General features: G+C 69.4%; 21 protein-coding genes and 1 pseudogene. 8 read left to right on the top strand and 14 right to left on the bottom strand.

Going from position 1 to position 23,445, the window contains the following annotated elements:
• The first annotated feature begins 156 nt into the window (after positions 1-156).
• The 3 genes from AB0M51_RS40940 to AB0M51_RS40930 are packed head-to-tail and all read left to right on the top strand — an operon-like array spanning position 157 to position 3,320.
• Complete coding sequence (locus AB0M51_RS40940) at positions 157-1,554, top strand: extracellular solute-binding protein (protein WP_344193498.1); 1,398 nt, start codon at positions 157-159, stop codon at positions 1,552-1,554.
• 18 nt (positions 1,555-1,572) lie between these two features.
• Positions 1,573-2,496, top strand: a complete 924-nt coding sequence (locus AB0M51_RS40935) for a sugar ABC transporter permease (RefSeq protein WP_344193500.1) — start codon at positions 1,573-1,575, stop codon at positions 2,494-2,496.
• A gap of 14 nt (positions 2,497-2,510) precedes the next feature.
• Positions 2,511-3,320, top strand: a complete 810-nt coding sequence (locus tag AB0M51_RS40930; RefSeq protein ID WP_344193502.1) for a carbohydrate ABC transporter permease — start codon at positions 2,511-2,513, stop codon at positions 3,318-3,320.
• A 1,335-nt stretch (positions 3,321-4,655) separates the two neighbouring features.
• Here AB0M51_RS40930 and AB0M51_RS40925 read toward each other — a convergent pair.
• Together AB0M51_RS40925 and AB0M51_RS40920 are read right to left on the bottom strand one after the other, a co-directional pair.
• On the bottom strand, positions 4,656-6,308 hold the full coding sequence (locus AB0M51_RS40925; protein ID WP_363754143.1) for a DUF222 domain-containing protein: 1,653 nt from the start codon (positions 6,306-6,308) through the stop codon (positions 4,656-4,658).
• Positions 6,309-6,494: 186 nt separating this feature from the next.
• A complete protein-coding gene (locus tag AB0M51_RS40920; protein WP_344202229.1) occupies positions 6,495-7,055 on the bottom strand; it encodes a CGNR zinc finger domain-containing protein in 561 nt (186 codons plus the stop codon).
• A 76-nt stretch (positions 7,056-7,131) separates the two neighbouring features.
• On the opposite strand from AB0M51_RS40920, the gene AB0M51_RS40915 reads away from it, so the two are divergent.
• Complete coding sequence (locus AB0M51_RS40915; protein WP_344202232.1) at positions 7,132-8,283, top strand: epoxide hydrolase family protein; 1,152 nt, start codon at positions 7,132-7,134, stop codon at positions 8,281-8,283.
• Here AB0M51_RS40915 and AB0M51_RS40910 read toward each other — a convergent pair.
• Together AB0M51_RS40910 and AB0M51_RS40905 are read right to left on the bottom strand one after the other, a co-directional pair.
• Positions 8,276-8,914 carry a hypothetical protein gene (locus tag AB0M51_RS40910; RefSeq protein ID WP_344202235.1) on the bottom strand — a complete coding sequence of 213 codons (639 nt, stop codon included), beginning with the start codon at positions 8,912-8,914 and terminating at the stop codon, positions 8,276-8,278. The two genes, AB0M51_RS40915 and AB0M51_RS40910, sit on opposite strands and share 8 nt — an antisense overlap.
• Positions 8,911-10,122 carry an MFS transporter gene (locus tag AB0M51_RS40905; protein WP_344202237.1) on the bottom strand — a complete coding sequence of 404 codons (1,212 nt, stop codon included), beginning with the start codon at positions 10,120-10,122 and terminating at the stop codon, positions 8,911-8,913. The genes AB0M51_RS40910 and AB0M51_RS40905 overlap by 4 nt, the downstream gene beginning before the upstream one ends.
• 265 nt (positions 10,123-10,387) lie before the next feature.
• Between AB0M51_RS40905 and AB0M51_RS40900 the strand changes: the two genes are divergently transcribed.
• Positions 10,388-11,725, top strand: coding sequence for an ATP-binding protein (locus AB0M51_RS40900; RefSeq protein WP_344202240.1), 1,338 nt, complete (start codon positions 10,388-10,390; stop codon positions 11,723-11,725).
• The gene (locus tag AB0M51_RS40895) at positions 11,719-12,366 is read left to right on the top strand and encodes a response regulator transcription factor (RefSeq protein ID WP_344202242.1); all 648 of its coding nucleotides are present in this window, start codon (positions 11,719-11,721) and stop codon (positions 12,364-12,366) included. Before AB0M51_RS40900 ends, AB0M51_RS40895 begins: the two co-directional genes overlap by 7 nt.
• Positions 12,367-12,424: 58 nt before the next feature.
• On the opposite strand, the gene AB0M51_RS40890 is transcribed toward AB0M51_RS40895, so the two are convergent.
• Together AB0M51_RS40890 and AB0M51_RS40885 are read right to left on the bottom strand one after the other, a co-directional pair.
• Positions 12,425-13,303, bottom strand: coding sequence for a PxKF domain-containing protein (locus tag AB0M51_RS40890; protein WP_344202329.1), 879 nt, complete (start codon positions 13,301-13,303; stop codon positions 12,425-12,427).
• A gap of 42 nt (positions 13,304-13,345) precedes the next feature.
• Positions 13,346-13,453, bottom strand: a pseudogene (locus tag AB0M51_RS40885) (thrombospondin type 3 repeat-containing protein); the annotation flags it as partial.
• A gap of 660 nt (positions 13,454-14,113) precedes the next feature.
• Between AB0M51_RS40885 and AB0M51_RS40880 the strand changes: the two are divergent.
• Positions 14,114-14,539 (top strand): CBS domain-containing protein, encoded by a 426-nt coding sequence (locus AB0M51_RS40880; RefSeq protein ID WP_344202245.1) that lies wholly within the window; start codon positions 14,114-14,116, stop codon positions 14,537-14,539.
• Between the two features lie 40 nt (positions 14,540-14,579).
• Here the strand turns inward: AB0M51_RS40880 and AB0M51_RS40875 are convergent, their stop codons facing one another.
• Genes AB0M51_RS40875 through hisN form a run of 3 tightly spaced genes read right to left on the bottom strand, consistent with a single transcriptional unit; the run spans position 14,580 to position 18,032 of the window.
• A complete protein-coding gene (locus AB0M51_RS40875) occupies positions 14,580-15,926 on the bottom strand; it encodes a pitrilysin family protein (RefSeq protein ID WP_344202248.1) in 1,347 nt (448 codons plus the stop codon).
• Positions 15,923-17,221: a pitrilysin family protein gene (locus tag AB0M51_RS40870; RefSeq protein WP_344202250.1), complete on the bottom strand. Its 1,299-nt coding sequence runs from the start codon at positions 17,219-17,221 to the stop codon at positions 15,923-15,925. The genes AB0M51_RS40875 and AB0M51_RS40870 overlap by 4 nt, the downstream gene beginning before the upstream one ends.
• Positions 17,222-17,252: 31 nt before the next feature.
• Positions 17,253-18,032, bottom strand: a complete 780-nt coding sequence (gene hisN, locus AB0M51_RS40865) for a histidinol-phosphatase (protein WP_344202253.1) — start codon at positions 18,030-18,032, stop codon at positions 17,253-17,255.
• 134 nt (positions 18,033-18,166) lie between these two features.
• Between hisN and AB0M51_RS40860 the strand changes: the two genes are divergently transcribed.
• Entirely contained in the window at positions 18,167-18,646 is a 480-nt protein-coding gene (locus tag AB0M51_RS40860; RefSeq protein WP_344202255.1) for a DUF2231 domain-containing protein, read from the top strand.
• 6 nt (positions 18,647-18,652) lie between these two features.
• On the opposite strand, the gene rsgA is transcribed toward AB0M51_RS40860, so the two are convergent.
• The 5 genes from rsgA to AB0M51_RS40835 form a co-directional block, all read right to left on the bottom strand.
• Positions 18,653-19,624 carry a ribosome small subunit-dependent GTPase A gene (rsgA, locus tag AB0M51_RS40855; RefSeq protein WP_344202257.1) on the bottom strand — a complete coding sequence of 324 codons (972 nt, stop codon included), beginning with the start codon at positions 19,622-19,624 and terminating at the stop codon, positions 18,653-18,655.
• Positions 19,624-20,895, bottom strand: a complete 1,272-nt coding sequence (gene aroA, locus AB0M51_RS40850; RefSeq protein WP_344202260.1) for a 3-phosphoshikimate 1-carboxyvinyltransferase — start codon at positions 20,893-20,895, stop codon at positions 19,624-19,626. The genes rsgA and aroA overlap by 1 nt, the downstream gene beginning before the upstream one ends.
• Positions 20,896-20,935: 40 nt before the next feature.
• Positions 20,936-21,910 carry a hypothetical protein gene (locus tag AB0M51_RS40845; protein ID WP_344202262.1) on the bottom strand — a complete coding sequence of 325 codons (975 nt, stop codon included), beginning with the start codon at positions 21,908-21,910 and terminating at the stop codon, positions 20,936-20,938.
• Positions 21,911-22,076: 166 nt separating this feature from the next.
• On the bottom strand, positions 22,077-22,649 hold the full coding sequence (locus tag AB0M51_RS40840; protein WP_344202264.1) for a DoxX family protein: 573 nt from the start codon (positions 22,647-22,649) through the stop codon (positions 22,077-22,079).
• A 58-nt stretch (positions 22,650-22,707) separates the two neighbouring features.
• The gene (locus AB0M51_RS40835; RefSeq protein ID WP_344202267.1) at positions 22,708-23,436 is read right to left on the bottom strand and encodes a DsbA family oxidoreductase; all 729 of its coding nucleotides are present in this window, start codon (positions 23,434-23,436) and stop codon (positions 22,708-22,710) included.
• Between the last annotated feature and the right edge of the window lie 9 nt (positions 23,437-23,445).

Raw genomic sequence — 23,445 nt, 5'->3', positions numbered from 1 at the left:
ACGTCCCGGTTGCCGCGTGACTGTGTAGCGGGAACGACAACGTTGTCTGTCAAGCATTGACTTCCCTTGACGCGGACTCCTACGGTCGCGGAAAAGCCCGCAGGGTTTGGGTCGTAGTACCGGGATGACAACGATTGCCCGAAGGTGGACCTGATGATGTCAAGGAAGTTTTTCAAGGTAGCGGCGGTCACGTCCGCGCTGCTGCTGGCGGTTTCGGCCTGCAGCCAGGGCTCGACCACCAAGAAGCCGGACGCCGGCAGCTCCCAGAGCGCCGGTCCCGCGCACATCAAGATCGCGTATCAGCAGTGGGGTCCGGGCGTGGTGATGAAGACCTTCCTCACCGGCGTGAAGGCCGAGTACGAGGCCGCGCACCCCGGGTCCCAGGTCGAGATCGTCCCGGTCGTCGCCAGTGAGAACGACTACTACACCAAGATCCAGTTGATGATGCGGTCGGCGAACACCGCGCCGGACATCGTCTACGAGGACACCTTCCTGATCAACTCCGACATCACCGCGGGGTACCTGAAGCCGCTCGACGACTACATCAAGGGCTGGTCCGACTGGAGCCAGTTCGAGGAGAGCGCGAAGGGCGCCGCGAAGGGCCAGGACGGCAAGACCTACGGCGTACCGGACGGCACCGACACGCGGGCACTCTGGTACAACAAGCAGATCTTCGCCAAGGCCGGGCTCCCGGAGAACTGGCAGCCGAAGACGTGGGACGACGTACTCAGCGCGGCGCGCACCATCAAGCAGAAGGTGCCCGGTGTCATCCCGTTCAACATGTACTCCGGCAAGCCGATGGGTGAAGCCTCGGCCATGCAGGGCTTCGAGATGCTGCTCTACGGCACCAAGGACACCCTGTACAACTACGACCAGAAGAAGTGGGTCGTCGGCAGCCAGGGCTTCAAGGACTCGCTGAACTTCGTCAAGACCGTCTTCGGCGAGGGCCTCGCGCCGTCGCCGAAGGACGCGCTGAACCCGAACATGGGCAGCAAGGTCGGCACCGAGCTGCTGCCGCAGGGCAAGCTCGCGATCGACCTCGACGGGTCGTGGGTCTACAACAACTGGCTGAAGTCCGGCGCGAAGCCGTGGCCGCAGTGGAGCACCGTGCTCGGTCAGACCGCGATGCCGACCCAGGACGGCAGCGGCAAGGGCAAGGTCAGCCTCTCCGGCGGCTGGACCTGGGCGATCCCGGCCAAGGCCAAGTCGCCCGACGCGGCCTGGGACTTCATCAAGACCCTGCAGACGCAGAAGAACGCGGCGAAGTACGCGACCGACGGCGCGCAGATCGCGGTCCGCAAGGACGTCGCCGACGACGCGGCGTACAAGGCCTCCTCGGCGAGCACGAAGTTCTTCACCGACCTGGTCTCGGTGACCGTGTACCGCCCGGCGCTGCCGGAGTACCCGAAGGTGTCCAACGAGATCATCACCGCGATGGAGTCGGTGATGACCGGGCAGTCCTCGCCGGACGACGCGGCGAAGAACTACGACCAGGCTGTCGAGGGCATCGTCGGCGGCAAGGACAGTACGACGACGAAGAGCACTGGCCAGTAGCTCGGAGGTCTTTCCCCTGTGACGACGACTGTCGCGCCCACCGCGGCCGCTGCCACTGCTTCAGGCAAGCGGCCGCGGGGGGCCAAACTCGTGCGGATGCTGCCGCTCTCGCCGGCCATCGGACTGATGCTGGTCTTCCTGGCCGGCCCGATCATCTACTGCGTGTACGCCGCGTTCACGAACATGGCGCTCACCGGGACCGGCGCGGCGAACGTGAAGTTCGTCGGACTGGACAACTTCCGGAAGGCGTTCAGCAGCAGCGCGTTCACGAACTCGATCTGGCTGACCCTGGTGTTCACGCTGATCTCCGCGATCATCGGTCAGAACACCCTCGGCCTCGGTCTCGCGCTGCTGATGCGCAAGTCCACCAAGGTGGTCCGGAACTTCGTCGGTACGGCGGTGATCGGCGCCTGGGTGCTGCCCGAGGTGGTCGCGGCGTACCTGCTGAGCGCGTTCTTCAACGACGACGGCACGCTGAACGTGATGCTGCACGCGGTCGGCCTGCCCGGTCAGGACTGGTTGTACGGGGCACCGATCATCGCGGTGTCGCTGGCCAACATCTGGCGCGGTACGGCGTTCTCGATGCTGGTGTACTCCGCCGCCCTGAGCGAGATCCCGCGTGAGATCGAGGAATCGGCCGAGATGGACGGCGCCGGCGGCTGGCGGCGGCTCGCGTTCGTGACGGTACCGATGATCACCCGCGCGATCATGACCAACCTGATGCTGATCACGCTGCAGACGCTGAGCGTGTTCGGCCTGATCTACGCGATGACCCGCGGCGGCCCCGGCACCAAGAGCCAGACGCTGCCGCTGTACATGTACGAGCAGGCGTTCAGCTTCTCCCAGATCGGCTACGGTACGGCGATCGCCCTGGTGATGCTGGCGATCGGCGCGGTGTTCTCGCTGATCTACCTACGTGGACTCAACTCGGAGGCAGCGTGATAGCCCGGGACAAGATGAGCAAGCTGGCGTCGAACCTCGTCCTGCTCGCCATCGGCGTACTCTTCGTTCTCCCGCTGCTGTGGGTGCTGTTCGCCTCGATCAACCGGACGGCGGGGCTGCGGGTCGAGTTCCCGACGCATCCGACGTTGCAGAACTTCAGGGCGGTGCTGAACACCGACACGACGTACCGTCCGGTCCTCAACGGGATCGTGCTGTGCGGCGGGGCCGCGCTGCTTACGATGATCTGTGCGGTGCTGGCAGCGTACCCGTTGTCGCGGTTCCGGACCCGGTTCAACCGGCCGTTCCTGCTGACGGTGCTGTTCTGCACCGGGTTGCCGATCACCGCGGTGATGGTGCCTGTCTACGGGTTGTTCGTCCAGCTGAACCTGGTGGACACCATTGGCGGGACCATCATGTTCATGGCGACCTCGGCGTTGCCCTTCGCGATCTGGCTGACGAAGACGTTCATGGACGGCGTACCGATCTCCCTGGAAGAGGCCGCGTGGGTGGACGGCGCCGGTAACATGCGGGCGCTGTGGGCGATCGTGCTGCCGCTGATGTGGCCGGGGATCGCGGTGGTGCTGATCTTCACGTTCATCGGCATGTGGGGGAACTTCTTCGTCCCGTTCATGCTGCTGCTGTCGCCGGAACGGTTGCCGGCCTCCGTCAGCATCTTCACGTTCTTCGGCCAGTACGGCGAACCCAACTACGGACAGCTGGCGGCGTACTCGCTCATCTACACCACCCCCGTCCTCCTCCTCTACCTCCTCCTCAGCCGCAAACTCGGCGGCGCCTTCGCCCTCGGCGGCGCCATCAAGGGCTAACCCACGGCTGGCTGACCCACCACCACCCTCCCCGCCCACAAAGCACACCGCTCCGCGGCGCCTACCCTTGCCCGCCTACCTCCTGCCGCCTACTTCCTGCCCGCCTACCTCCCCGCCCGCCTGCCCCTGCCCGCCTCCGGCGCGGTGCTCGGTGGCCGGCGCCGCAGGGAGGTAGCTGGCGCCACGTCGTGAGGTGCTGGAGAGGGCGGGCTCGCGCCGTCGCGCCAGCTGCCGTGCTGCCTGTAGCGGAGTGCGGGAGGAGATGGTGGTATTGGCGCGGGGGTTGGTGCCGCTGGCTGCTGCGGCGACGACCCGTGTGGAGCCGCCGGTCACCGGTTGGCGGCGGCTGTCTGTTACCGCCTGCGACGGGTACGCGGCGTGCGTGCCGCGCGGAGGTGGCTGGTGGCGTGGCGGCGCAGGTGGGGATGAGGGTCACCGCTTCGCGGCGGCTGCCTGTTCGCGCCTTCGGCGAGGTGCGGGGCGGGGGCAGTGCCGCGCGGAGATGGACGGCGCCGGGTGGTGGCGGTGCCGCGGATGTGGACGGCGCCGGGTGGTGGCGTGGCGGCGCAGGTGGGGATGAGGGTCACCGCTTCGCGGCGGCTGTCTTGTTGCCGCCTTAGGCGTGTGCGCGGTGGCCTGTGATCCGGCGGAGGTCGATGGCGCCGGGTGCTGCGGTGAGCACGCGCGGCGGCGTAGAAGTTCCGGCGTACTCCGGCCTGGTCCTGCGCTCTGGGGCGCATGAGGTGGTGTGGCGCGCGAGTGGCCGGGCCTGGTGCTGTTTTACCGGGTGAGGTAGGACAGCGAGATCAGGCCGCGATGGTTGCTAATTCGCGCCTTCTGCGGCTGCGCGGCGGGTGATGTGCGGCGGTGGGTGGCCCCGGGTGGTGTAGTCGGGGGAGGGGCGGGACGCGCGGTGGTGCAGGAACTCCCGCGTATGCCGGCCGGGTCGTGCGCGCCAGGGTGCGTCTGGGTGGTGCCGCCCGGGGCGGATGCGCGTGTGCTGCGGTGACCTGGTGCTGGTGCTGGTGTCAGGCGGTGGTGTCAGGCGGTGGTGTCGTGACGCTTCGGTGGGGTGTGCGAGGTGGGCGGGTGGCGGGACGATCGCCACGGGTGCTCAGGGGAGGGACCGGGTGGGGTTGGCGGTCATCGTCTTGTGGCGGTTGTGTCCTGGGGCCTTCGCGGGGGCCGATGGTGCGTGGGCGTGCAGCGTGGGAGGCGGAGGGGGTTCTGTGGAGGTCGGCTGGTTGATCGGAGGCGTGCGGGATTGTCGGACGCGGGCCGTGGGCACCCGCGTCCGACGGGTTGATGGCGTGTTGCTCGAACTGAGGCTGGGGCTCAGGTCGTGGCGAAAGGGGGTGGGCCGGTGGCCGGGTTGGTGGGTGTGCGGTCGCCCCAGACGGCGAAGCGGGCTGCTGCGGTGAGGGTTGCTTCGTCGGCTTTCCAGCGGTTGGTTCGTGGGGTGGGCGGGTCGGTGTCACCCCATGGGTTGTCTGGGGTCATGTGGGGGTGGCCGGGGCAGGTGGGTGCGGCGCCCGGTGGCTCGGGTGCGTCGAAGGGTTCGTGGTGTGTGTCGGCGGGTGGGGGATCGGGGTGTGCCGGGGCCGCGGCGGGCGGTCTCGTGTGGTCTGCGTCTGCGGGGCGTGCGGGGTCGGTGGTTGCAGGTCGGCCGAGGTCCGCGTCCAGAGGCTGCGGGAGGTTTGCGGCCGTGGGTCGGGTGGGGCCTGCGGCTGGAGGTTGCGGGAGGTTTGTAGGCGTGGGTCGGGTGGGGATCGGGCCGGGTGGCTGGGCATCAGTTGCGGCGGTTGGGTCGGCCCAGGTGGGGCGGGCTACGTGGACCTGGCCGTTGGTGATGGTGATGGTCCAGCGGTTGTTGTGGAGGTCTACGTGGTGGCGGCGGCAGAGCAGGGCGAGGTTGTCGATGCTCGTGGGGCCGCCGGCGAGCCAGGAGGTGAGGTGGTGGGCGTCGCACATCACCGGGGGTGCCGCGCAGACGACGCAGCCGTGGTCGCGGGCGATGAGGGCGTGGCGGATGTGGCGGGTGACGAGGCGTTCGCGGCGGCCGACGTCGAGGGGTTCGGAGTTGGAGCCCAGCACGAGCGGGATGATGTTCGCGTCGCAGGCCATACGACGGATGGTCGCCGCGGACAGGTCGTCGCCGTAGATGGTCTGGCCGGTCGCGTGCGCGGTCGCCGAGCGGAGGTCGTCGAGGTCGATGGTGACGGTGATGTTGGCTTTGGCGCCGTGGCCGGCGGTGTCGGTGTCCCAGGCGTTCGCGGCGACGGTGAGGGCGGTGGTGAGGGCGTCGGCCTGGCGTTTGTCGCGGGGGCGGGGATCGTGGTCCCCGTCGGCGGTTTTGTGGGGGCGGGCGCCGGTGTGGACGATCGCTTGGAGGAGTTCGGCGTTCTCGTTGGCCAGGAAACCGGTGAACTTCACCCCGTTCTCCGCCGTGGACAGGGTCAGCGACTCCCGCGCGTAGGCCTTCTGCTCCTCGGGTTCGGGGCCGTCGAAGTCGATCCGGTCACAGAGCTGTTTGGCGGCGGTGCGGAGTTCTTTGGGACTGTGGGTGGCGGCGAGGCCGACGAGTTGGTGTTCGGTGACGTCGAGGGCTTCTGTCGCGACGCGGGGGCGGACGCGTTCGAGTTCGGTGATGATCGCGGCCGCCTGCGCGGTCTGCATCGGAAGTACCGTCCCGTCGGCCGATTCGACGCCGTGGGTGAGGGCGGTGTCGACGGCTTTGTACTTCGGCAAGGCGCGGGCGAGGCGGACGTCGCGCCAGACCTCGGCGCGGTCGCGGCGGTGGCGCAGGGTGAGGAGTTCGACGGTGTCGCGGGCGCCGACCTCCTGGGCGAGGCCGTCGGCCTCGGCGCGGGCGATCAACTGCAGGCGGATGCCTAGGAGCCGGTTGATGTCGGCGTCGACCTTGTCCAGGGCGGGCAGCACCTCGTGGTTGCCGATGGCAACCACTGAGCGTCCGCCGAGAATGTCCATGCAAAGAACTCTAGCTGGCGGCTCCGACAGTTTTCAAAGTCGGAATCCCCTTATTTTTAAGGATATTTGTTATCCACAGATTTGGGGCGACCGTCGGCCAGTGCTCCCCGGTTGGCTGTGGAAATCATTCATCAAGGACTGGACGTGTCGTGATGACGCCTTCGTCTCGCGCGGCTGCGGCACCTGTTAGCTCTTCCTTTGGTGGGTGGCGTTGAAACGGGCTTTCTTTTGGCGGTTGCCGCAGGTGTTCATGTCGCACCAGCGGCGGGTGCGGCTTTGGCTGGTGTCGAAGAAGGCGGCCTGGCAGGTGGGGGAGGCGCAGAGGGCGAGTCGGCCGTCTCGTTCGCCGGAGATGATCGTGATGGCGTCGGCCGCGATGACGCTGAGGGCGTCCTCGATGCGGGAAGCTTCGAGGTGCCAGACGCGCTGGCCGTCGGGGGTCAGGACGGCGGCAGCCTGACCGTGGGTGCTGCGGGTGTTGATGACTTCGACGGCGGCCGGGGGGAGGGTTTCCCGGAGTGCCGCGGCGGTAGCGGCGGCGTGGATCGACTCTCGGAGTTCGCGGGCGAGGTCGAGTTGGGTGGGCGTGCAGCCGTTGACGGCGAGACCGCTCACGGCGAGCCAGTCGACGAGGCGTTCGGGGGTGGGGATGCGTTCGACGGGTTCGCCACAGCGTTCGGTGAGGGTCGCCGTGAAGCTCGTCGCCAGGACCGTGCCGAGGCGGAAGTCAGGGAATCCAGCAGGCATGGAACCAGCTTAGCCGGTTGCCTACGCGAGGATGCTCGTGTTAGAACCGTCTTAGCCGGTTCCCAAGGAGGATCACATGCCGAACGACGTACAAGCCTTCGAAGCTCACGCATCCCAAGCTGACCTCGACGACCTGCGGGCGCGGTTGGCCAACGCCCGGTTGCCGGAGGTCGAGACGGTGCATGGCACCGGCCCGCGGCGCTGGGATCAGGGCGTTCCGCTCGCGGATCTTGTCGAACTCGTGGAGTACTGGCGTACGGCGTACGACTGGCGGTGGTTCGAAGAGCGGCTCAACGAGATCGGGCAGTTCCGTACGACGATCGACGGGCTGGGGATCCACTTCCTGCATCGGCGATCCGCGCGTACCGATGCCACGCCGCTGGTCCTGACCCACGGGTGGCCGGGCAGTGTTGCCGAGTTCGTCGACGTCGTGGACGAGTTGGCGGATCCGAAGGACGACGGCGTACCGGCGTTCCATGTGGTGGTGCCGTCGTTGCCCGGGTTCGGGTACAGCGACAAGCCGGCGGTGACCGGGTGGGGGACCGAGAAGATCGCGGCTGCGTGGGTGGAACTGATGGGACGGCTCGGGTACGGCGAGTTCGTCGCGCACGGCGGGGACTGGGGCGGGAACATCACCACGGTGCTCGGCGGGAGATTCCCGGAGCAGGTGCTGGGGATCCACTCGACGTTCGCGCAGGGGCCGCCGGGGCTGACGACGGACGGGCTGACGGCGGACGAGCGGCGGTGGACCGAGGAGACGTACGACTTCTGGCACCACCGGGCGGCGTACGCGAAGCAGCAGGCGACCCGGCCGCAGACGATCGGGTACTCGCTGGTGGACTCGCCGGTCGGGTTGCTGGCCTGGCTGCTGGACAAGTTCGCCGAGTGGTCGGACACCGAGGACAGTCCGTTCGAGACCCTTTCCAGGGATCGGATTCTCGATGACGTCACGCTGTACTGGCTGACGCGGAGCGGGGCGTCGGCGGCGCGGATCTACTACGAGAGTCACAACTCGCTGGATCCGGCGCTGCGGGTCGACGTGCCGGCGGCGCTCACCGTCTACCCGCGGGACGTCGAGAAGTATCCGCGTCCGTGGGCGCAGGGGCGGTTCCGGCGGATCGTGCGCTGGGGAACGCCGGAGCGCGGCGGGCATTTCCCGTCGCTGGAGGTCCCGGAGTACTTCGTGAGAGATCTGCAGGAAGGCCTCGCAGCGGTGCTGGCTAGCTGAGGGCCTGCTTCCAGGAGTCCAGCTTCTCGGGGAAGGTCTGGCTCCATTGGGGGTCGGGGATCGCCTGGGTGTAGCGGTTCAGGGCCTGCGGGACGAGGGCTGCGGAGCCGGGGGACGCCTCGAGGGCTACGGAGAGGCGGATGGTGAGGGTGGAGATGCGGGTCAGCCGGTCGTGGTCCGGTGTGGTCTCCAGGTCCTTCAGTTGGGCGCGGAGTTGTTTGAGGGTGCGTACGGCGGCGCGGCCGGACCCGGTGTCCACTGAGTCCGCTGGGATGCCGAGGAGCTCGGCGGCTTCCGACGAAGGCTCGGGAAGCGCCGCGGGCTTGCCGAAGAGGCGCGGTTTGCCGAGTCGGTCGGTGATCTCGCCGAGCAGGGAGTCCAGGGCCTCGACGACGGCGGGAACGGCGCGGTCGGCGGTCTTGCGGCGGTTCGTGTCGAGCGCGGTCAGCCGGATGTGTTCGGCTTCGATCGCCGTACGCACGGAATCCGGGAAGACGTCGAGGCCGGTCAGCTGTTCCTGGCGGGGCGCGGACGGGCTGAGGGCGCTCGCGTCCAGCGGCTTCGCGCCGGAGCGGGCCGCGGTGATCTCTTCCTCGAGCTTCTTCTTCGGTCCTGGAACGATTGAGCTCACAGGTCCACCCTACGCAGGTTCCACACCGACGGGACCACAAGCGTGGCGACGGTGATCAGCACGAACAAGGCCGCGCCGTACAGTTCGACGGCCTTCGTGCCGACCGCGACCGCGACGTACCCGACGGTGAGCTGGCCGACCGGGCCGGCGATGAACGAGCCGAGCATGTCGTACGACGCGACGCGGGACAGCTTGTCGATCGGGATCTGCTGACCGAGTGCGGTCTCCCAGCTGATCCCGAAGATGTCGAAGCCGACGCCGAGGACGAACGCCGCGATCGCCATCGCCCACAAGTGCGGCAGCAACGCGAGGCAGAGCATCACCGGGACCGTGCACAGCATGCCGATCATCCCGGTGCGCAGCGGGCGTCGCGGCTTGAGCCGGAGCATGATGATGCCGCTGGCAACGAGTCCGGCGCCGAAGCACGCGCTCACCACGCCCCAGCCGGCGCGGCCGAAGGTACGGTCCGCGATCACCGGGCCGAGGACCTGGAAGCAGGCCGTGTAGATCAGGTTGAGCAGGGCGAACGCGAGCACGATCACCCACACCCACTGCCGGGACACGAACTCGTGCCAGCCCTCGCGCAGATCGGTCAGCAGCGAACTGGCGGCCCGCTCGATCCGCGGGATCGTCAACCCGGACAGCAGCAGCGCGGCGACCAGGAAGGTGGCCGCGTCGACCGCGAGCCCGATCCCGGGCCCGGTGAAGCCGACGATCACGCCGGCCACCGCACCGCCGCCGATCATCGCCGACGAGCGGGCGAACCCGGCGATCGCGTTCGCCTGCGGGAGTTCGGCGCGGTCCACGATCGACGGCAGGATCCCGGTCATCGCCGGCATCACGAACGCGGACGCGATCCCGTTCACCGCCTCGATCGACGCGAGTTGCCAGATCGTCGCGTGCCCGCTGAGCACCAGCGTGGCGGCCAGCCCCTGGGTGAGGCCGCTGATCGTGTTCGCGGTGACCAGGACCAGGTGCCGCGGCAACCGGTCCGCGATCACGCCGCCGAGCAGCAGGAACACGATGTTCGGGATACTCCGCGCCGCGAGCACGGTCCCGACCGCGCTCGCCGAGTCCGAGACGTCGAGTACGGCGAACACCAGCGCCACCGGAGCGATCGACGACCCGAGGATCGAGATGAACCGCGCGGACACGAACACCCGGACGTCACGATGCCGCAGTACGGCCAGATCCTGACGGAGCCCCACCCGACACCCCTCTCGGAAACCTGAGGAGCCTATCCGACCGCCGTACCTGCGATCCTGCGACTAGGACCTGTCTGGTAATCCAGCGCCTACTGCGGGGCACTCGGCACGGCAGCTCGCCGCACGGGTGCAAAGGGAACGATGCTCCGCATCGAACCCTTCGCCCCCGCGCGCCGAGCTACCGCACCGAGCACCTCCTCGCTACGGCGCTGGATTACCAGACAGGTCCTAACCCACCAGCAGAAAAGGAGGGGTACGGTCTGTGATTGTGACGAGGCAGCGGGTGGTGGGGAGGGTGTGGGCGGCACGGGGGAGCGTGGCGCTCGCGGTCGTCGTGCTCTGCCTCGCCGCGGTCGCGCTCGCCGAGGGGAAGCTCGGGTACCAGAGTCCCGCGGCGCACCTGGTGCTGGAGACCGTCAACGCGTGCGTAGCCCTGCTGCTGGCCTTCCTGGTCTACGGGCGCTTCCGGCGTACCAACACCTGGCAGGACCTCCTGCTGGTTCAGGGACTGGTCGTTCTCGGTACTGCGAACGCCCTGCTCAGTGTCACGCTTGTCAAGGGCAACGTAGGCGCATTCGGGAGCTGGCTCCCGCCGACCCTGCGGATCGTAGGGACCTTGCTGATCGCTGGGGCCGCCTTGGTGCCGGCCAAGCAGGCACGGCGTCGCGGCTGGCGGCACTGGGCGCTGGCGCCCGCTGTTGCCGGCATGCTCCTGCTGAGCGCGTTGCTGTACTGGCGGAGGGCCGCACTGCCGGATGTTGCCGCTGCCAGTGAGCTCCTGGTCCCACAGCTCCTGACCCTCGGCTTCTTCGCGGTAGCAGCGGTGGCGTTCATGGTGCAGGCCCGGAGCCGCGACGACGCGCTCCTACGCTGGCTGGGACCTGCCTGCGCAGTAGGTGCGTTCGCACGCTTGAACTTCCTCCTGTTCCCACCGGACCGTCCCGATTGGCTGTACTCCGGCGATGTGCTGCGGACCGCGTCGTACCTGCTTCTGCTGGTCGCCGCCGGTCGTGAGATCAGCCGGCACTGGGCCCTGCAGGCAGAGATGGCCGTCGTCGAAGACCGTCGGCGGCTCGCCCGCGAGATGCACGACGGCGTACTGCAGGAGCTCGGGTACATCCGGTCCGAGATCGCCACGTTCGACGGACCGCGCGGCGACCGGATCCTGGCCGCGAGCGACCGGGCGCTGGACGAGGCCCGGCAGATGCTCGAAGCCCTCGGCCGATCGGACGACGAGCCGCTCGGGACCGTACTCCGGCGCACGCTCGCACAGCTGGCCCAGCGGTACGACGTGACCCTCGACCTCGACGTGGACGAGTCGATCGTGGTCGACCGCCCGCAACGGCACGCGCTGGTCCGGATCGCCCGGGAGGCGGTGCTGAACGCCGTACGGCATGCCAAGGCGGACCGCGTGAGCGTCCAGCTGAGCCGGGACGCCGACGGGAGCCTGCTGCGGATCACCGACGACGGGCCCGGGTTCGATTCGCGGCAGAGCCACACCGGGTTCGGCCTGATCAGCATGCGCGAGCGCGCGGAGGCGCTGCCCGGTACCTTCGTACTGACGACAGGGCCGGGCGAGGGAACAACGGTGGTGGTCAGGTGGTGACAGAGGACGCGGTTCGGGTGGTGATGGCCGACGACCACCCGCAGCTTCGGGCGCACATCCGGCAGGCCCTGGAGGCCGGCGGTTTCGAGGTGTGCGCCGAGGCAGCGACCGGCCCGCAGGCGGTCCGGCTCACCGAGGAGCACCAGCCGGACGTCGTACTGCTCGACATCCACATGCCCGGCGGCGGGATCCGCGCCGCGGCGGAGATCTCCCGGCTGCTGCCGGATATCGCGATCGTGATGCTGACCGTGTCCCGCGACGACAACGACCTGTTCGACTCGCTGCGCGCCGGGGCGTCCGGCTACCTGCTCAAGGACACCGATCCCGGACGGTTGCCGGAGGCACTGCGCGGTGTCCTCTCGGGTGAGGCGGCGATCCCGCGGTCGCTGGTCGCGCGGATCCTCGACGAGTTCCGGGAGCCGGGCCGACGGCGCTCGGCCCGGCGGACGAAGGCGGCCCTGCTGACGTCCCGCGAGTGGGAGGTGATGGGCCTGCTCGGCGAAGGCCTGACCACCGACGAGGTCGCCAAGCGTTTGTTCCTCTCGCCGACGACGGTCCGCGTGCACATCTCCACGGTCCTGCGCAAACTTCGCGTCAAGGACCGCCAGGCGGCCATCGACCTGCTCCGCGACGAGGGCTGAACCGGTCGTGCGGGAGGTCCCCCTCCTCACCGCCCGCACGACCGGTTCCGTACCGGGGTTACTTCCGCAGGTCGAAGTCCGCCGACACCGAGTCGACGAAGCTGCTGTCGGAGACGGTGACCCGATAGGTGCCGGCCGTCAGCGCAGCACCGGTCTGCTGGCTGAGCTTGGTCGACAGGTTGTAGATGTACGACGGGTCCGACCAGCGCATCTGCAGGCCGTTGGTGGCCGCGACGTCGACCGCGGTCTCGTTCACGCTGCCGTCGGGCGTCGCGTCGATCCTGGTCAGCGAGACCGACGGCGCCAGCGTCTTGACCGCCGCACCGTCGCATCCGGTGACCGTGATCTTGACCGGGATCGTGCTGCCCAGCTTGAAGACGCTGCGTGTCCCGGCGGCGTTGATCGGCTGCATCAGTGCGCTCGGCGTGTTCAGCGTCGCGAACGGCGCGGCGCTTCCGGTGCCCGAACCGCCGTCGTCGTCGGTGACCGTGACGCCGACCGTGTAGGTGCCGTTGGCGGTGTACGTGTGCGTTCCGGTGACGGCGGAGACGGCCGGGTCGACGGTCGTCGTACCGGCGTCGCCCCAGGCGATCGAGGCCGTGTGGGTGTCGGCCGTACCGGGATCGGTGAACGGTGCGTTCACGGAGACCGTGCAGGCGTTGACCCGGGTCGCGCTGACCGAGGTGACGGTCGGCGCGACGTTCGCGGCGACCCAGTGGAACGTCTCGGTGGCGGGCGCGTGCTCGCCGTCGGACGCCCGGACGACCACGTCACCGGCCGCGTCGTCGGTGGTGCTGTGTGACCAGGACCAGGTGCCGTCGCCGTTGTCGGCGACCGTACCGTCGCCGCTGACCTTGGCGACCGTCAGCGTCTGGTTGCCGTCGGCATCGGTGAACGCACCGGACGTGCTCAGCGGCGAGCCCTCGAAGCCGTTCACGTCGGCCGGCGCTCCGGACGCGACCGGGGCGTACGAGTTCGGGTCGCACGCGTCGCCGAGTGCGTCCCCGTCCGCGTTCGCCTGGTCGGCGTTCGGGACCGCCGGGCAGTTGTCGGTGGCGTCCGGTACGCCGTCCCCGTCCGCGTCCTGCACAGCCGGGGCGTTGACGGTGATCGGGATGTCGACGTTGTTGTTGTACGTACCGGTGCCGGTGGTGTTGGTCGTGATCTCGGCCGTCACGTGTCCGCTCACCGCTCCGGCCGCAGCGCGGAACGTCACGGTCTGGAACACGTCGCAGGACGTGAACGGCATCGACGCCGGTACGGCGGTGACGCCCGCCGGGGTGTGGAACGTGATCGCGAACTGCTCGCCGGTGTCGATGTTGCAACCGGTCTCGTCCTGGGCGCCGTTCGTGGAGACCACCTTGATCTGGGCCGACCCGGTCGACGCCGGGTCGCCGGCGACCAGCGTGACCGCGCCGGACGAGTCGATGGTGTCGACGATGTTGTCGGCCCGCGCGACCCCGCCGATGGTCAGCGCGACTGCTCCGGCGATCGCCGTTCCCAGCGCCCCCCGCCGGACAGCCTTGGTGTACCTGCTCATGTAGTGCCTCCCGTGGAGCCGGGCGCACCCCTCCGCACACCCGGACTGCAGTCACCGTAAGTAGCGACGGCGCGCAGTGCCAGGCCTTTGAGCGTTCAAACACCTAAACGCCAGGCCGCGGCCGCGTTTGTCTGTCGTTGTCACCGGGGGTGATCACCGGATTGCCGTTACCGTGGGGTATTGGTCCCTCGATCTGCAGGAGGCTCCGTGAAGATCAACGACGTACTGCGCGGCAAGGGCAACCAGGTCGTCACCATCTCCCCAGAAGCCACTGTCACCGAGCTGCTCGCGCTGCTGGCCGAGCACAACATCGGCGCGGTCGTGGTGAGCGCGGACGGATCGACGGTGTCCGGGATCGTGTCCGAGCGCGACATCGTGCGGCTCTGGAACGGTACGCCGGACGCGGGTGACGTCCGGGTCAGCGCGATCATGACCTCCGAGGTGCACACCTGTACACCGGACGACCTGATCGACAACCTGATGCGGATGATGACCGACCGCCGGATCCGGCACGTCCCGGTCGTTGTCGACGGCAACCTGGCCGGACTGGTCAGCATCGGCGACGTGGTGAAGTCCCGGATCGGCGAGCTCGAGTTCGAGCGCGAGCAGCTCTCCAACTACATCACGAGCTGACCGGAGGCCGCCCCCGGACCGATCGGGGGCAGCCCGGCGGCTACAGGTCGATGAGCTCGCCCAGGTCGAGGCCCTCGAGCTGGGGGCGGACGTCCTTGGCCTCTCCGACCACGACCACCAGGAGGCCGTCGGTGCCGACGTACCGGCGGTAGGCCTCGGTCGCCTCGGCCGCGGTGGTGGCGGCGATGTTGGTCAGGTACGTGTCGGCGAAGTCGATCGGTACGCCGTTCGCGATGTTGCTGCCGACCTGTTGGGCAACTGAGTCGGCCTGCTCGTAGCGCAGCGGCGCGGTCCGGATCAGGCTGTCCTTCGCCTCCTGGACCTCCTGCTCGGTCAGCCCGTCACGGGCCTCGCGCAGAATCCGCAGTGCATCGGTGATCGCGGCCCCGGTGACCTCGGTCCGTACGGCGCCGCCGAGGCTGAACGTGCCGCCCTTGCGCGGGGCCGAGAAGCTGGTGCGGGTGCCGTACGTGTAGCCCTTCTCCTCGCGCAGCACGGTGTCCACGCGTGAGGTGATCGTCCCGCCGACCACGTGGTTCGCGACCGCGGCCGCGCCCCACGCCGGGTCCCGGCGGTCCGGTCCGGCGCAGCCGATCAGCAGCTGGCTCTGCACCGAGCCCGGCCGGTCCACCAGGACGATCCGGCTCCCGGTCAGGTAGACCGGCTCCGGCGTCTCCAGCGCCGTACCGGCCGACGACGTCCAGCCGCCGAAGGCCGCGTCGATGATCCCGGCAACGTCCACACCGGCCGCGTCGCCGGCGAACAGGATCTCCGCGCGCTCCGGGCCGATGTTGTTCCGGTAGAACTCGGCGACCTCGAGGTTGGTCAGCGGCCGGATCGTGTCCGGCGTACCCGCGGTCGGCCGGGACCGCCGCATCGACGGGGCGAACAGGTGCGCCGCGAAGGCCTCGCGCGCCCGGTACCCGGCGTTCGCGCGCTCCTGGTTGATCTCGCCGAGCCGGATCGTCACGTGCCGCCCGACGTCCGCCTGGTTGAACGCCGGCTTGGTGATCGCCTCCGCCAGCAGCTCCACTGCCGGCGCGAGGTGCGACACCGGCACCGAGATCTCCACGTGCAGCGCGTCCGAGCTGACGTCCACGCCGTACGCCGCGCCGTGCCGCTCCAGGGCGGCGGCGAACTCGTTGGCCGAATGCAGCTCGGTGCCCTCGTCGAGGGTCCGCGACATGATCGTCGCGACCCCCTCGAGCTCCCGCGGCTCGGCGATCAGCGGCATCGCGATCGTCACCCGGACGGTGGCGACGTACTGCCCGGGGCGGTCGAACACGTGCACGGGCGTACCGGAGCTGGTCCGGGTGGTCGTCGCCTCCGGGAACTTCCACGGCCGCGGCGCGCCGACCGGCGGCGGGGTGGTCAGTACCTGGTTCACTCCTGGCCTCCAGTCTCTCCCGAAGAAGTTGCACTGCGGCGGTAGGTGACCTGCACCCGCCCCGACGCACGGATCCACTTGGCGGCGGCCGCCTGCACCTGGTCGACCGTGACCGCCTGGACCTGGTCGATCCGGGTGTTGATCCGGTTCGCGTCGCCGAACAGCAGTGCGTGGTGCGAGATCTCGTCCGCACGGCCCGCACAGGTGGCGAGCTGCTCCAGCCAGTCCCGCTCGGCCTGCGCCTGCACAGTCGCGAGCTCGTCCTCGGTCACGCCGTCGGTCGCGAGCTTCTCGATCTCCTCGAGCAGCGCGTCCTCGACCTTCTGCAGGTCCACGCCGTCCGACGCGATCCCGGTCAGCGTCCCGAACGACACCCCGCCGATCAGCGGCAGCGCACCGCCGGACACCGACTGCGCGATCTGCTCGTCGCGGACCAGCCGCCGGTTCAGCCGGCCGCTCTGCCCGGCGGCGAGGATGTCGAGCGCCAGCCCGGCCGCGTCGAGTTCCGGCGTACCGTCCACCGGCAGTCGGAACATCATCGTGACCAGATCGGACGGTACGTCGGACGTCACGTCGTCGCGCCGTACGTCGGTCATCGGGCCGATCGTGCCGTCCGGCGCGGGCGGCGGCGTGGGGATCGCCGGCAGGTGCCCGAAGTACCGCTTGGCGGCGTCGAACGCGTCCGCCTCGGAGACGTCGCCGACGATCGTCAGGACCGCGTTGTTCGGCCCGTAGTACTTGCGGAAGAACGCGTGCACGTCCTCCACCGACGCGGCGTCCAGGTCGGCCATCGAGCCGATCGTCATGTGCGCGTACGGATGACCCTCGGGGAAGGCGAGACCGACGAGCCGCTCGTACGAGTCACCGTACGGACGGTTGTCGTAGCTCTGCCGCTTCTCCTCCTTGACGACGTCGCGCTGGTTGTCCAGGTTCTCCTGGTTCACCGCGTCGAGCAGGTAGCCCATCCGGTCCGCCTCGAGCCAGAGCGCGAGATCCAGGCCGCCGCTGGGCAATGACTCGAAGTAGTTCGTCCGGTCGAAGAAGGTCGAAGCGTTCAGGCTCGCGCCGGCGGTCTCGAGCAGGCTGAAGTGCTGACCGGAGGCCACGTTGCGGGACCCCTGGAACATCAGGTGCTCGAAGAGGTGCGCGAACCCGGTCAGGCCCGGCGGTTCGTGGCGCGAGCCCACGTCGTACCAGAGGTTGACGGCGACGATCGGGACGGCGCGGTCCGAGCTGACGACGACCCGCAGGCCGTTGTCCAGCGTCTGCTCCGCGATGGGGTAGTCCAAGGGCATACCGGCCACCATACGTGGTCGCGAAACCCGGCTACTCCAGGCGCTTGAGGACCTCGTCGTGCAGCCGGCCGTTGGTGGCGACGGCGTTCGGGCCGTTGGGGCCGGGGGTGCCGTCGACGGAGGTGAACTTGCCGCCGGCCTCGTCGACGATGATCGCCAGCGCGGCCATGTCGTAGAGGTTGAGCTCGGGCTCGGCGGCGATGTCCACCGCGCCCTCGGCGACCAGCATGTACGACCAGAAGTCGCCGTACGCGCGGGTCCGCCAGACCGTGTCCATCAGCTCGGCCCACTGGTTCTTCTTGCCGATCTTCTCCCAGCCCTTGAGTGACGCGTACGACAGCGACGCGTCCTCGATCTTGCTCACGTCGCTGACCCGGCACGGCTGCGAGGAGTGCAGTGCGCGGCCGGTCCAGGCGCCGTCGCCGTACGACGCCCACCAGCGCTTGCCGAGCGCCGGCGCCGACACCACGCCGACGACGACCTGGTCCTCGATCATCAGGCTGATCAGCGTCGCCCAGACCGGGACGCCGCGGATGTAGTTCTTGGTGCCGTCGATCGGGTCCACCACCCAGCGCCGGACGCCCCAGCCCGAGGTACCGTCCTCCTCGCCCACGAACGCGTCCCGCGGGCGGGCCCGGGCGAGCGTCTTGCGCATCACGTCCTCGACCTTCTTGTCCGACTCACTCACCGGAGTCAGATCGGGCTTGGTGGCCACGTGCAGGTCGAGCGCCTTGTAGCGGTCCATCGTGGTCGAGTCCGCGTCGTCGGCCAGGATGTGGGCGAGCCGCAGGTCATCCGTGTGCGAAGGCATGCCGGAAGGCTAGCCTGAACTGCTCCGGAGCGCTCCGGGTGTCCGGGACAAGTTGCGGCAGGATTGAACCGAATCGGGTCCTCGAACGTGCCATTGATGTCTGGACCTGACCTCAAGACTGCCGGGAGGCGTCAATGTTCGAGCGCTTCGGGAGCCTGCCGCTCCACGTGCTGGTGATCCATCTCGCGGTGGTGGTGCTGCCGGTGAGCGCGCTCACTGCGATGGCCTTCGCCGCGGTGCCGAAATGGCGCTCGTTCCTGCGCTGGCCGGCGCTGGTGCTCGGGGTCGGTGCGCTGGTGTGCGCGTTCGTGGCGAAGAAGAGCGGGGACGCGTTCGTGGCGGCGCTCCCGCAGCTGCGCCAGTTGGTCGCCGTGCACCGTTCGCGGGGGAACCTGCTGCTCTGGCTCGTGCTGGCGTTCGCCGTCCTGGTCGTCGCGGCGTTCCTGTTGCTGCCGACAACTCGTCGAGGCCCGGGCGCCGTCGACAGCCGCCCGCTCCAGCTCGTGGTCAGCGCGGCTGTCGTCGTGCTGGCGGTCGTCGTCATCTACCAGACGATCCGCACCGGCGACGCCGGCGCGAAGGCGGTCTGGAGCAACATCCTCCCCAAGAAGTAGCCGTGCCTACGTAGTTGTCCGGCTGGCGAGCAGGCGCCGGAACGACGCGACCCGGTCGGCGTCGGCGCGACCCTCCGCGACCGCCTCGTCGAGGGCGCAGTCCGGCGCGTCCTCGGTGTGCGTGCAGCCGCGCGGGCAGTCCTCGGCGAGCTCGGCCAGGTCCGGGAACGCGTGGATCAGCTGGTCCGGATCCACATGCGCCAGCCCGAACGAGCGGATCCCCGGGGTGTCGATCAGCCAGCCGCCGTCCGGCAGCCGCAGTACGACCGTGTTCGTCGAGGTGTGCCGCCCCCGGCCGGTGACCTCGTTGACGATGCCGGTGGCCCGCCCGGCGCCGGGGATGATGCCGTTCACCAGCGTGGACTTGCCGACGCCGGAGTGGCCGACCAGGACGCTCGTCCGGTCGTGCAGCTGCTCGCGGAGCTCGCGCAGGTCGCCGCCCTGCTGGGTCGCCACCGACTCGACGCCCAGCGGGCGGTAGATCGACAGCAGCGGATCAGGGTCGGCGAGATCGGTCTTGGTCAGGCAGAGCAGCGGCCGCATGCCGGCGTCGTACGCCGCGACCAGGAACCGGTCGATCAGGCCGGTGCGCGGCTCCGGGTTCGCGACCGCGACGACGATCACCAGCTGGTCCGCGTTCGCCACCAGCGGGCGCTCGACCGGGTCGTCGTCATCGGCGGAGCGGAGCAGCAGCGTCTTGCGGGGGACGACCTCGACGATCCGGGCGAGCGTGCCCTCGTCGCCGCTCGCGTCGCCGTCGAGCTTGACCCGGTCGCCGACGATCACGCCCTTCCGGCCGAGCTGGCGGGCCTTCATCGCGGTGACTTCCCGGTCGCCGACCCAGCACGTGTACCGGCCGCGGTCACGGGTGATCACGAACCCTTCGGCGGCACCGTCGTACGAGGGGCGGTCCTTGGTCCGTGGGCGCGTGCGCCGCTTGGGCCGGTCGAACTTGGCCTCCTCGTCGTACCGCGACATCAGCGCACGAGTCCCGACCACATGTCGGGGAACTCGGGCAGGGTTTTCGCGGTCGTGCCGATGTTCTCGATCCGGAGGCCGTCGACGAGCAGGCCGAGGACCGCGGCGGCGTGCGCCATCCGGTGGTCGCCGTAGGTGTGGAAAAGCCCGCCGTGCAAGGGTTTCGGGCGGATCGCCAGCCCGTCCTCGAGCTGCGTCACGTCGCCGCCGAGCGCGTTGAACTCGGCCTCCAGCCCCGCCAGCCGGTCGGTCTCGTGGTTGCGCAGGTGCGCGATGCCGCGCAGGTACGACGGCCCGTCGGCGAAGGCGGCGACCGCGGCGATCACCGGCGACAGCTCACCCACCTCGCTGAGGTCGAGGTCGCAGCCGTGCACGTTCCCGGTGCCGCGCACGGTGAGACCGTCCGCGTCCCGGCTGACCTCGGCGCCCAACCGGGTGAAGATCTCCGGCAGCTGCCCGCCGGGCTGCGTGGTCGCCGCGGGCCATCCGGTCACGGTGACGGAGCCGCCGGTGACGACGGCAGCGGCCAGGAACGGCGCCGCGTTCGACAGGTCCGGCTCGATCGCGGTGTCCAGCGCCCGAACGGTGCCGGGGGCAACCACCCAGCGGTTCGGCTCGGCGTCGTCGACGTGGACGCCGCGTTCGCGGAGCATCGCCACCGACATGTCCAGGTGCGGCTGCGACGGCACCGGCTTGCCGTCGTGCCGGATGTCGACGCCCTCGTCGTACCGGGCGCCGGCCAGCAGCAGCGCGGACACGAACTGGCTCGACCCGGACGCGTCCAGCGTCACCTTGCCGCCGCGGACCGAGCCGGTGCCGGACACGGAGTACGGCATCCGCCCGGTGCCGCCGTCGTCGATCTGCACGCCCAGGGCGCGGAGCGCGCCGAGGATGACGTCCATCGGGCGCTCGCGGGCGTACTCGTCGCCGTCGAACGCGACCACGCCGTCGGCGAGCGCGGCGACCGGCGGCACGAACCGCATCACGGTGCCGGCCAGGCCGCAGTCGACGCTCGCCGGGCCTTTGAGCGAGCCCGGCGTCACGGTCACCGTCGCACCGCTCTCGGTGATGCCTACGCCGAGCGCGACCAGCGCGGACCGCATCAGGGTGGTGTCACGGGCGTTGAGCAGGCCGGTCAGGTTCGACGGGCCGTCGGCGATCGCGGCGAGGATGAGGGCCCGGTTGCTGATCGACTTCGACCCGGGCACGGTGACCCGTCCGGTGACAGCACCTTCGGCCGGCGGTGCCGGCCAGCCTTCATCCACGCTCATGCCACTCCCTAGGCTCGTCATCTCGAGCCTGAGCCTATCGCTACTGCACCTTCCAGCCCTGGGGCAGCAGCAGCGAGAGGTACTGCGGGGAGTTGTTCAGGACCGGTGCGGGCAGGGTCTTGGGGAACGAGTAGTTGATCACCTGGATGCCAGGAGCGGGAATCGGCTTGTCGCTGCCGTGCGCGGGGGCGCCGATGCCCTTCTCGAACACGGCGACCGGCAGCAGCGTCTTGGTGTCCAGGTAGTAGACGGCGTGGATGCCGACGCCGAGCGGCCACGGGTTCGACCAGGGCCAGCTCACCGGGTCCTCGCCGGCGTCGCGGAACGCCCACATCGTGATCGCCGTACCGGCGTAGCCCTGGTCGTCACCGACCAGGACCGGCTTGAAGTCGACCACCTGCCGTACGTACGTCCGGCCGCCGGCCGACAGCAGCGTCGGCTTGGCGGGGTTCACGAACCCGTCGTAGCTGCGCAGTGTCTTCAGGGCCTTGTCGGCCTGGTCCGGTGTCAGGCCGCTGGAGAACAGGCTGTCGCCGGTGGACGTGTACGGCTTCTTGTAGCACTCCGGGCTGTCGAACGGGACGACCTGCCACTTCTTGACGATGTGGCTCCAGCTGTAGCTCTTGCCGCCCTTGCAGATGGCGCTGGTCGGCTCGTCGTCGTTCGGGCTGCTCCGGAAGGTCTGGGCGAAGTAGTACTTGTCGGTCTTGTGGTCGATCGCCGAGTCCACGATCACCCAGTTGCCCGTCCGGCTCAGGAACTTCTGCGTGTCGTCGAAATGCGACACCTTGAGCCGCGCCAGCGGCTGGGTCATCTGGCGCTTCGCCACGCCCTCGAAGAACGTCGCCGGGTCGACCTCTCCGAGCGTCTGCGCGGTGACCGGCTGGCCCGGCGTGATGGTCTTGCCGTGCGGTGCGCCGCCCGCGCTCTCGCGGTTGGAGAAGGCCCGCCACCCGAAGTACCCGGCAGGTACTGCGATCACCAGCAGAACCGCCAGGACGACGAGCCAGATCACACCACGCCGCTTACGCGGCGGCGGAGGATAGCCCGGTGGCGGGGGATAGCCCGGCGGCGGGTAGCCCGGTTGCTGAGGAGGTGGGTACGGCGGTTGTTGCTGGGGCCACTGACCGTTGTTTCCGTACGATGACACCGGTCTAGGTTAGAACGATGCCCCGCCGGGATCAGCTCAGCTCAGCCTTGGCGAGTCGGGCCGCGTGCTTCGCCTCGCGGGCCAGTTGCTTGGCCTCCCGCTTGGCGGTCTTCGCGCCGCGCTTCGTCTCACGTTTGGCCGCCTTGGCCCCGTGCGTCGCGCGCCAGGCGACGCCCGGCTTGCCCTCCGTGTCGACCGCGGCGAGCAGCAGTCCGCCCAGCAGACCGAGGTTCTTCATGAACTGGACGCGCTGCTGGGTGCGCACCGTCTTGTCCTTCTCCTGCCAGAACGCGTGACCGGCGAGCGTTGTCGGCACCAGCGACGCGGCCAGCAGCGACGCCCCGAGCCGGCGGCCCTTACCGGTCGCCAGCGCGACACCGCCGAGCACCTGCGCCGCGCCGTTCAGCCGGACGAGGTTCGCGGTGGTGTCCGGGATGCGCTCGCCCACCTGCGGCGGCGCCACCTTCTTCACCATCGGCACGAGCCGATCGGTCACCGGCTGCGCCTTCGGTACCAGCGGCTCCGGGTTGCGGATCGAGTTTGCGCCCTGCACGACGAAAATGACGGACAGCAACGGCCTGGCCAGTGCGCGCACGACAGTCATGCCTCCTTCATACACCACGTTTCGTACGAGGTCCGGTACCCACCGCTGAACCTTCTGATCAGATCGGGCATCCGTCCGGCCCGCACGCGGCGTCACCGTCCGTCGCGCCCGGCGCGGTGATCAGCGTCACCGGCTTACGGTCCGCGTTCGCCCGCCGTAGGGCCTCCTGGAACACCTCCACGGGCTGCGCGCCGCTCACGCCGTACTTCTCGTCGATGACGAAGAACGGCACGCCGTTGGCGCCGTACGCCAGGGCCTGCGCCTGGTCCGCCGCGACCTCCTCGGTGTACGCCGTACCCGCCAGGACCTCGCGCACCCGCTCGGCGGGGAGGCCGACCTCGGTGGCCAGCTCGGTCAGGGTGGTGTGGTCACCGACCGGGAGACCGTCGGTGAAGTACGCCTTCAACAGCCGCTCCTTGAGACGGCCCTGCGTGTCGGCAGGGACCTCACCGGTCTCGGCGAGCTCACGGGCGAGATGCAGAACGCGGTGGGCGTCGACGGTGTTGGCCGGCTTCGCTTTGTCCAGGTGATACTCCAGACCGGCCTCCGCAGCGACCTCGGTGACCTGGGCGTTCGCCTGCAGGCCCCACTCGCGGCCGCGGCCGTACTTCTCGCCCAGACGGGTCGCCAGGTCCCGGGGGTCGTCGTTCGTCGACGAGGGGTCGAGCTGGAAGCTGTGCCAGACGACCTCAGCCTTGTCGCCGCTGCCGGCAAGAGCCTCTTCGAGCCGGCGCTTGCCGATGTAGCACCAGGGGCAGACGACGTCGGACCACACATCAATGCGCATGACAGTCGG

The sequence above is a fragment of the Kribbella sp. NPDC051137 genome (assembly GCF_040682535.1).
GTDB lineage: Bacteria > Actinomycetota > Actinomycetes > Propionibacteriales > Kribbellaceae > Kribbella > Kribbella karoonensis.
This window is presented reverse-complemented; position numbering and strand designations above follow the sequence as displayed.